At 71.1% G+C, this 8550-nt stretch carries 7 protein-coding genes; all 7 read left to right on the top strand.

What is annotated here, in order from left to right; all coding sequences use genetic code 11:
• The first annotated feature begins 246 nt into the window (after positions 1–246).
• The 7 genes from VFZ20_RS01830 (at position 247) to VFZ20_RS01800 (ending at position 8242) form a co-directional block, all read left to right on the top strand.
• Positions 247–942, top strand: coding sequence for a hypothetical protein (locus tag VFZ20_RS01830; RefSeq protein WP_329682108.1), 696 nt, complete (start codon positions 247–249; stop codon positions 940–942).
• 394 nt (positions 943–1336) lie between these two features.
• On the top strand, positions 1337–2065 hold the full coding sequence (locus tag VFZ20_RS01825) for a YIP1 family protein (RefSeq protein WP_329682107.1): 729 nt from the start codon (positions 1337–1339) through the stop codon (positions 2063–2065).
• Positions 2066–2152: 87 nt separating this feature from the next.
• A complete protein-coding gene (locus VFZ20_RS01820) occupies positions 2153–3658 on the top strand; it encodes a TolC family protein (RefSeq protein WP_329682106.1) in 1506 nt (501 codons plus the stop codon).
• A gap of 37 nt (positions 3659–3695) precedes the next feature.
• A complete protein-coding gene (locus VFZ20_RS01815; RefSeq protein ID WP_329682105.1) occupies positions 3696–5003 on the top strand; it encodes an efflux RND transporter periplasmic adaptor subunit in 1308 nt (435 codons plus the stop codon).
• Positions 5000–5740 (top strand): ABC transporter ATP-binding protein, encoded by a 741-nt coding sequence (locus VFZ20_RS01810; RefSeq protein WP_329682104.1) that lies wholly within the window; start codon positions 5000–5002, stop codon positions 5738–5740. Before VFZ20_RS01815 ends, VFZ20_RS01810 begins: the two co-directional genes overlap by 4 nt.
• Before the next feature lie 3 nt (positions 5741–5743).
• The gene (locus VFZ20_RS01805; RefSeq protein WP_329682103.1) at positions 5744–6991 is read left to right on the top strand and encodes an ABC transporter permease; all 1248 of its coding nucleotides are present in this window, start codon (positions 5744–5746) and stop codon (positions 6989–6991) included.
• 9 nt (positions 6992–7000) lie between these two features.
• Positions 7001–8242 carry an ABC transporter permease gene (locus tag VFZ20_RS01800; RefSeq protein ID WP_329682102.1) on the top strand — a complete coding sequence of 414 codons (1242 nt, stop codon included), beginning with the start codon at positions 7001–7003 and terminating at the stop codon, positions 8240–8242.
• The last annotated feature ends 308 nt before the right edge of the window (positions 8243–8550 follow it).

Genomic DNA, 8550 nt, shown 5'->3' with positions numbered 1-8550 from the left:
AGGAACGAGCGGCGCAGGCGGCGGGGGAGAGGGCCCCCCGTCGCGCAGCGACGGGTCTTTCCTCCCCGCACATCGTCCGCCCCCGCACTCGTCGCCGAATCTGCCCTTCGTCCGCCCCTGATTCCACCCTCTCCGCCGTGTCCGCGAGAAACCCCTGCCGCCCCACGGGGTACGGAGCGTGCGGACCGACGCCGGGCAACGGGCATTTCGCGCCTGGCGAACGGCGCCCATCCAACGAGGAAACGCATGAAGATCGCACGTACGTTCGTCCTTTCCGCGCTAGCGCTCACCGCCCTGGCCGCCGCGCCGGCGGCGGCCCAGGGCAACGACGCGGGCACGTTTCGCGTGTTCGTGGAGGACCGCGAGGTGGGGACGGAGGAGTTCAGCATCACCCAGACGGGCAGCGGCGCCTCGGGCGAGGTGCTCGCCACCAGCCGCGTGCGCCTGGGCCTGCCCGACGGCACGCTGGAGCTGGACACGCGGCTGCGCGCCCGCGGCATCGGCGCCGACCCCGTGGACTACCAGGTGAGCGTGGGCGGCAGCGCGCCCAGCCGCACCATCGGCACGGTGGGCGGCGGGCGGTTCAGCGCCAAGATCGTCACGCCCTCCGGCGAGCAGCTGCGCGAGTACGTGGCCAGCAACGGCGCCGTGGTGCTGGACCAGGCCGTGGCGCATCACTACCACTTCCTGGCCCTGCGCACGCACCAGGGCCGCGTGCCCGTCATCATCCCGCGCGAAAACCGGCAGGTGGTGGCCACCGTCGCCAGCCGCGGCGAGGAGACGGTGCGCATCGGCGGGGCGTCGGCCACGCTGTTCCACCTCGTCGTCACCCCGCAGGGCGGCGACGAGCACCACGTGTGGGTCGATGCCCTCAACCGCGTGGTGCGCGTGGAGGTCCCCGCCCGCGCCTGGCGCGCCGAGCGCACCGAGATCCCCCGCTGACGGCGGATCGGCATCGGCCGGATCGAGCGAACGCACGCGGGCATGACGAAGCGCCGGGGACTACGGGTCTCCGGCGCTTCGTCGTCCGTGCCCAGTGAATCGGCATCTTCCGATATCAACAGCCTCCTGGCAGGGCGGGAACAGCATTCTCACACGGGGCCTGCGGTCAACGGAGTCAACGGTTTTGTCTTCCGATCCGTTACCGTTATCCCCGTTGGCCGCAGGCCCCGTGCGTGATCGTTCCGTAGAGCCATCCCGCGTTGGATGCGTCCGCGACGGCTTCCCATCCGCCTCGCGTACGTCATGAATCGGCTCCACGCTTAACTTTCGCGGTCGGAAGGGTTACATTCACGGCTTCCCCCCAGTCGTCTTCCCGCCGTTCCCGTGAGGTCCCATGTCAGACTTTCCCATCTCCGAGTCGCCGTCCGTCCACGAGCCCCACGCCGCGCCCGCGCGGGAGCCCGGGCCGCTGGGCAGGCGCATCGTGGACACGTTCTTTTCCCCGATCGCGCTCTTTCAGCGCTTCGGGACGCATGCGCCGTGGATCGACGTGCTGCTCATCTCCGTCGTCCTCACGGCCGCGCTCGCCCTGCTCATGCCCCGCGACCTGCTCGTGGCGCAGATCCAGGAAGCCATGCGCCAGCAGCCGCAGGGCAGCGGGCCCACGCCCAGCATGGACACCATGGTGATGTTCGGCCGCATCGGCGCCGTCGTCAGCCAGCTGGTGATGGTGCCCATCGTGTCGCTGGCCGTGGCGGGCCTGTGCACGCTCCTCTTCGGCGTGATGATGGGCGGCGGCGCCACCTACCGGCAGCACCTGGCCGTCGTGAGCCACGCCGGGCTCGTGATGCCCCTGGGCTTTGCCGTGACCCTGCTGTTCATGGTGCTGGGCAGCAACCCCACGGCCCAGCTGAGCCTGGCCCTGCTGGTGCCCGGGCTGGAGGCGGAGACGTTCGCGTTTCGCGTGCTGAACGCGCTGGGCGTGTTCACCCTGTGGCAGCTGGCGCTGGTGGGCGTGGGCGCGGCGTCCGTGAACCGGCGCGTGTCGCCCTGGACGGGCGTGGGCGTGGTGTTCGCCCTGTACCTCGCCATCGTCGTTCTCTTCGCCGCCCTCCGCGGCTGAAACCTGGCGGGGGCGGCGCCGTAGTGGCCCACGTGGCGGCCCCGGCCCGCCCCCCTCTCTCGGTACATCCCAAGCCCGCTCGACCCGATGTCGACTTCGATCCTTGCCCGGCGCGCCGGGCTCATGGCGCTTTCCCTCGCGGCCATCACGGCCCCGGCGGCCGCGCAGCAGCCCGCCCCCGCGGGACCCGGCCTGACGATGGAGCAGGCCGTGGCCGCCGCCCGCGAGAACAACCCCGACATGCAGGCCACGCGCAACGACGCCGTCGCGTCGCGCGCCGCCGTCCGCGCCGCCCGCGCCGACTTCCTGCCCAGCGCCAACGCCAGCGCCGGGTTCGGCTACACGGCGTCGGGCGTGCAGCGCTTTGGCAGCGAGGTGTTCGGCGAGCGGCCGGAGTACTACAGCAGCAACTGGAACGTGGGCCTGAGCTACGACCTGAGCGGCGCCAAGCTGCTGCAGCCCCGCATCGCGCGGGCGCAGGAGCAGGCGACGACCACGCGCATCGCCGGCTACGAGGCCAACCTGGAGATGCAGGTGCGCCAGCAGTACCTCACGGCCCTGCAGGCCGGCGAGGTGGCCGCCCAGGCCCAGCGCGAGGTGGAGCGCACCCGCGAGCACGAGCGGCTGGCCAACGCCAAGCTCGAGGTGGGCTCCGGCACCCCGCTGGACGTGCGCCGCGCCCAGGTGGAGCGCGGCCGCGCCGAGGCCACCCTGGTGCAGCAGCAGAACACGTACGAGACGGAGCTCCTGCGCCTGGGGCTGCTCATGGGCGTGGACCTGCCGCAGGGCACGCCCCTCAGCAGCCGCTTCGAGCTGTTCGAGCCCCGCTGGACGGCCGACGACCTGGTGCGCATGGCCCTGGAGAACAACCCCAACCTGCTCACGGCCCGCGCCAACACCACCGCCGCGCAGACGCAGGTGCGCGCCGCCCGCAGCGCCTACCTGCCCTCGCTGAGCTTCCAGGTGGGGATGACGGGCTCCGTGTACAGCGCGGGCGACATCAACCCCCTCGTGCAGCAGCAGCTCAGCGGCATGCAGGGCGCCTACGCCTCGTGCAACGAGAACAACGCCCTGCGCGCCGCCGTGGGCCTGTCCACGACCAACTGCGCCGTCTTCGACACCAGCGACCCGGCCGTGCAGGACGCCGTGCGCCGCCAGGTCGAGGCGGGCAACCCCAACTTTCCCTTCGGCTACGAGCGGCAGCCCCTGCAGGCCAGCATGAGCATCTCGCTCCCCCTGTTCGACGGGCTCAGCCGCGAGCGCCGCATCCAGGAGGCCCGCGTGGCCGAGAGCGACGCCCGGCTGGCCGTGACGGCGCAGGAGCAGCGGCTGCGCTCCGACGTGCGCGGCGGGCTGCTGAGCCTGCAGACGGCCTACCGCACGGCCGCCCTGCAGCGCGAGGTGGCCGCCAACGCCGCCGAGGAGCTGCGGATGGCCCGCGAGCGCTTTCGCCTGGGCGCCGCCACCTCGCTGGAGGTGACCGATGCGCAGACGCGCCTGGCCGAGGCCGAGCGCGCCGTGATCGACGCCGTGTACACGTACCACAAGTCGCTGGCCGCGCTGGAGGCGCTGGTCAGTCGCTCCCTTCGATAGAACGCGGGCCCCCACCCGAGAACAGGACGAACCGGTGATGTCGACGAAGAAGAAGGTGCTGATCGTGGCCGGCGTGGTGATCGGCATCGGTGTGCTGGGCGCGCTCACCCTGCGCGGCGGCGGCGACAAGGGCGTGGAGGTGACCACCGAGCAGGTGGCCCGCCGCACCCTCGTGGAGGTGGTGACGGCCAGCGGAAAGATCGAGCCCAAGCGCAAGGTGGACATCAGCGCCGACATCAGCGGCCGCGTGGTGCAGCTGGGCGTGGAAGAGGGCCAGTGGGTGAACCAGGGCGACGTGCTGCTGCGCATCGACCCCACCCAGTACACCTCGGCCGTGCGCCGCAACGAGGCGCTGGTGCAGCAAAGCCGCGCCCGCGAGGCCCAGGCCCGCGCCCAGCTGGCCAAGGCGCAGGGCGACTACCGCCGCGCCGAGCAGCTGCAGCAGACCAACGAGCTCGTGAGCACGGCCGACGTGGAGAACGCCCGCACGCAGGCCCAGGTGGCCGAGCAGGAGCTCGAAGCCGCCCGCTTTGCCGTGAACCAGGCGCAGGCCGCCCTCACCGAGTCGCGCGACCAGCTCGGCAAGACGACCATCGTGGCGCCCATGAGCGGCCGCGTGACCCGCCTGAACATCGAGCTGGGCGAGACGGCCGTCGTGGGCACCATGAACAACCCCGGCTCGCTGCTGCTCACCATCGCCGACCTGTCGGTGATGGAGGCCAAGGTGGAGGTGGACGAGACGGACGTGCCCGGGCTCACCATCGGCGACAGCGCCAGCATCAAGGTGGACGCCTTCCCGGGCCGCGCCTTCCCGGGCAAGGTCACCCGCATCGGCAACTCGTCCATCCAGCCCACGGCCGGCGGCAGCACCGATCAGCAGTCCGTGGACTACGAGGTGGTGATCACCCTGGACAACCCGCCCGCGGAGCTGCGCCCCGACCTGAGCGCCACGGCCGAGATCGTCACCGAAACGCGCGCCAACGCCCTCAGCGTGCCCATCCTGGCCCTGACCGTCCGCGACCGCGAGGGCAAGAAGTTCCGCACGAACGAAGAGGACAAGGACGCCCCCCAGGCGGCCCGCGCCCGCGGCGAGGAGGAAGAGGTCGAGGGCGTGTTCGTCGTCCGCGACGGCAAGGCCACCTGGGTGCCCGTGCAGATCGGCATTGCCGGCGACCGCTACTTCGAGGTGGTGAGCGGCCTGCGGGGCGGCGAGACGGTGGTGAGCGGCAGCTACGCCACCGTGCGCGAGCTGGAGGCCGACGACATGGTGCGCGTGCCGGAGCCCGCGGCGGCCGAGAAGGGCACGGGCGCCGAGAAGGGCAAGGCCGAGCGGAGGCAGGGATGAGCCCCTCGGCCATCATCGAAGCGCGGGGGCTGGAGAAGCACTACGACCTGGGCGCGGAGACGGTGCGCGCCCTGCGCGGGGTGGACCTGCAGATCTTCCGCAACGAGTACGTGGCCATCATGGGGCCCTCGGGCTCCGGCAAGTCCACGTTCATGAACCTCATCGGGTGCCTGGACACGCCCACGTCGGGCGAGTACGTGCTCAACGGGCACCCCGTGGCGGGGATGAACGAGGACGAGCTGGCCCGGGTGCGCAACCGCGAGATCGGCTTCGTCTTCCAGACCTTCAACCTGCTGCCGCGCTCCACGGCCCTGGAGAACGTGGAGCTGCCCCTGGTCTACGGCGGCGTGGGCAAGCGCGAGCGGCGCGAGCGCGCCACCGAGGCCCTGCGCCACGTGGGGCTGGGCGAGCGCATGGACCACCGCCCCAACCAGCTGTCGGGCGGCCAGCGGCAGCGCGTGGCCATTGCCCGCGCCCTGGTGACGCGCCCCAGCATCATCCTGGCCGACGAGCCCACGGGCAACCTGGACTCGCAGACGTCGGAAGAGATCATGGGCCTGTTCGCCCGGCTGCACGGCGAGGGGCAGACGATCATCATGGTGACGCACGAGCCCGACATTGCCGCCCACGCCGAGCGCGTGGTGACGCTGCGCGACGGGCGCGTGTCGGCCGACCAGCGGCAGACGCCGGTGGCGGTGGGCGCGGGGCACCGCGTCCCCGTCGGCGCGGAGGCCTGAGCCATGGGCATCCGCGAGGCGGTGCGCATCGCCCTGGCCAACATCCGCGCCAACAAGCTGCGGGCCTTCTTTACCGTCCTGGGCACCGTGGTGGGCGTGACCTTCCTCATCGCCGTCATCACCCTGCTCAAGGGGATGGACGCGTACATGGAGGAGGAGTTCGCGGGCCGCATCTTTGGCCACAACACGGTGCTCGTGCGCCGCGTGCCCGAGGTGAACGCCGGCCCCACCACGGAGGAGACGTGGCGCGAGTGGCAGCGCCGCCCGATGTTCACGCAGGGCGAGGCCGAGTGGCTGGCGGCCAACATCCGCACCCCCGGCCGGCTTTCGTACTCGTTTGACCAGACGGCGCGCGTGGGCGACGGCAAGGGCCGCGAGGTGCAGGGCGTGAACGTCATCGGGGCGTCGGAGAACTTCTTTGCCATCCGCGACCTGGACTTCCAGGCGGGGCGGCCCTTCTCGCGCAACGAGGCCGCGCGGGGCGTTCCCGTGGTGGTGCTGGGCGTGGACGTGGCCAAGGAGCTGTTCGAGGGGCGCCCCGTGATCGGGCAGACGGTGCGCATCGGGGGCTTTCCCTACCAGGTGATCGGGCTGCTGCAGGCGCAGGGCTCGCTCTTTGGCATGTCGATGGACCGCATGGCCATCGCCCCCGTCAAGTCACCCCTGGACGGCGGCGTGTTTCCCCAGGCAAACCGGGTGGAGGACATCTCGTTCAAGGTGGACCGGGCGGAGCTGCTGCCCCAGGCCGAGTCGGAGATCATCGGCCTCATGCGCACCATTCGCCGGCTGCGGCCCAACGAGGACAACAACTTCTCCGTGGAGACGGCCGAGAGCGCCCTGGGCTTCTGGCAAAAGATCTCGTCGTTCATGATCATGGTGCTGCCCATGCTCGTGGGCGTGTCGCTCATCGTGGGCGCCGTGGTCATCATGAACATCATGCTCGTGTCGGTCACGGAGCGCACGCGGGAGATCGGCATCCGCAAGAGCCTGGGTGCGCGGCGGCGCGACATCCTCACGCAGTTCCTCATCGAGAGCAGCACGCTCTCGGGGGTGGGGGCCGTGGCGGGGATCGGGCTGGGCATTGCCCTGGCGTCGCTGGTGTCGGCCGTGTCGCCGCTGCCGGCGCGCGTGTCGGGCGGGGCCGTGGGGCTGGCGCTCACGCTGGGCATCGGGGTGGGGCTGGCGGCCGGCGTGTACCCCGCGTGGCGGGCGGCGCGGCTGGATCCCATCGTGGCCCTGCGGTCGGAATAAGGAGACGCCATGAACCTTACATCCGCCAAGGGCGGCGTGCTCATCGCCCTGGAGCAGCTGCGCAGCAACAAGGTGCGCGCGTCGCTCACCATCCTGGGCATCGTCATCGGCGTGGCCACGGTGATGACGATGGCCGCGGCCATCTCGGGCTTCCAGGGCAGCATCATGGAAAGCCTGAACGCCATCGGCCCCAAGAACTTCTTCGTGGACCGGTTCGACCAGACGCAGGTGCGCATGGTCAGCAACGGCAGCCAGCGGCAGCCGTGGGAGGGCAAGCCGCCCATGACGTTCCGCGACGCCGAGATGCTGGAGCAGCTGCCCACGGTGCAGACGGTGGCCACCTTCACGGGGGCGGGCGGCACGGTCAAGTACCGCTCGCGCAGCGTGCCGTCGGTGAACCTGCAGGGCTTCAGCCCCGACTGGCCCGACTACACGCAGGGCGACTTCGTGGAGGGGCGCAACTTTACCAACGCGGAGTTCGAGCGGTCGGCCAACGTGGCCGTCATCACCCCGCAGCTGGCCGAGACGCTGTTCCAGGGCGTGAGCGCCGTGGGCAAGGAGATCCGCATCCGGGGGCAGCTGTTCCGCGTGGTGGGCGTGTTCCGGGAGCAGGAGAACATCTTCAGCGCGGGGCAAAGCAGCCGCGCGTACGTCCCCACGACCACGGCCATCAAGCGGCTGGACGCGGACCCGGACTGGATGCAGCTGCTGGTGGTGCCCGCCGCCGGCGCCACGCAGGAAGAGGCCATGGACGAGGTGATGGCGCGCATGCGGCAGCTGCGCGGCCTGCGTCCCGGCGAGGAGAACAACTTCGCGCTCATGCGGCAGGAGGCCCTGGCCGACATGGTGAACGGCGTGATCGGGGTGTTCGCCATCGTCATGCTGGTGCTGGCGGGCGTGGGCCTGATCGTGGGCGGCGTGGGCGTGGTGGGGATCATGATGATCTCCGTGACGGAGCGCACGCGGGAGATCGGCGTGCGCAAGGCGCTGGGGGCCACGCCGCGCGAGATCCTGTGGCAGTTCCTGGTGGAGTCGATGACGGTCACGCTCATCGGCGGCATCATCGGCCTGTCGATCGCGAGTGCGTTCGCGTTCCTCATCAAGGCGTTCACGCCCATCCCGGCGGCCATTCCGCTGTGGGCGGTGGGTGCGTCGCTGCTGGCGGCGGCCGTGTCGGGGATGGGCTTTGGCCTGTACCCGGCGTTCAAGGCCGCGCGGCTGGACCCGGTGGACGCGCTGCGGTACGAGTAGGGCAGGGAATAGGTGATAGGGAATAGGGAATAGGGAATAGCCTGCAACTGCGGGTTACAGGGGACAGGGTACAGGGGACAGCCTGCAACGGCCCCGTTCGGCGCCCCGGCTTCGTGCGCGTTTGCGCGCGGGGCCGGGGCGTCGGCATCTTGGTGCCCGTCGGACGGCGCGGCCCCAGCACCCCGGCGACTGAAGTCGCGTGATGTCGGCCTGCGCCGACGGGTTTGGCACGGGCGAGTGCCGTGGCGACGCGCAAACCGCAGTTCTCCCCCTCCCCCGCGAAGCGGGGGCAGGGGGTCGGGGGGAGG

It is taken from the genome of Longimicrobium sp. (genome assembly GCF_036280135.1).
GTDB lineage: Bacteria > Gemmatimonadota > Gemmatimonadetes > Longimicrobiales > Longimicrobiaceae > Longimicrobium.
This window is presented reverse-complemented; position numbering and strand designations above follow the sequence as displayed.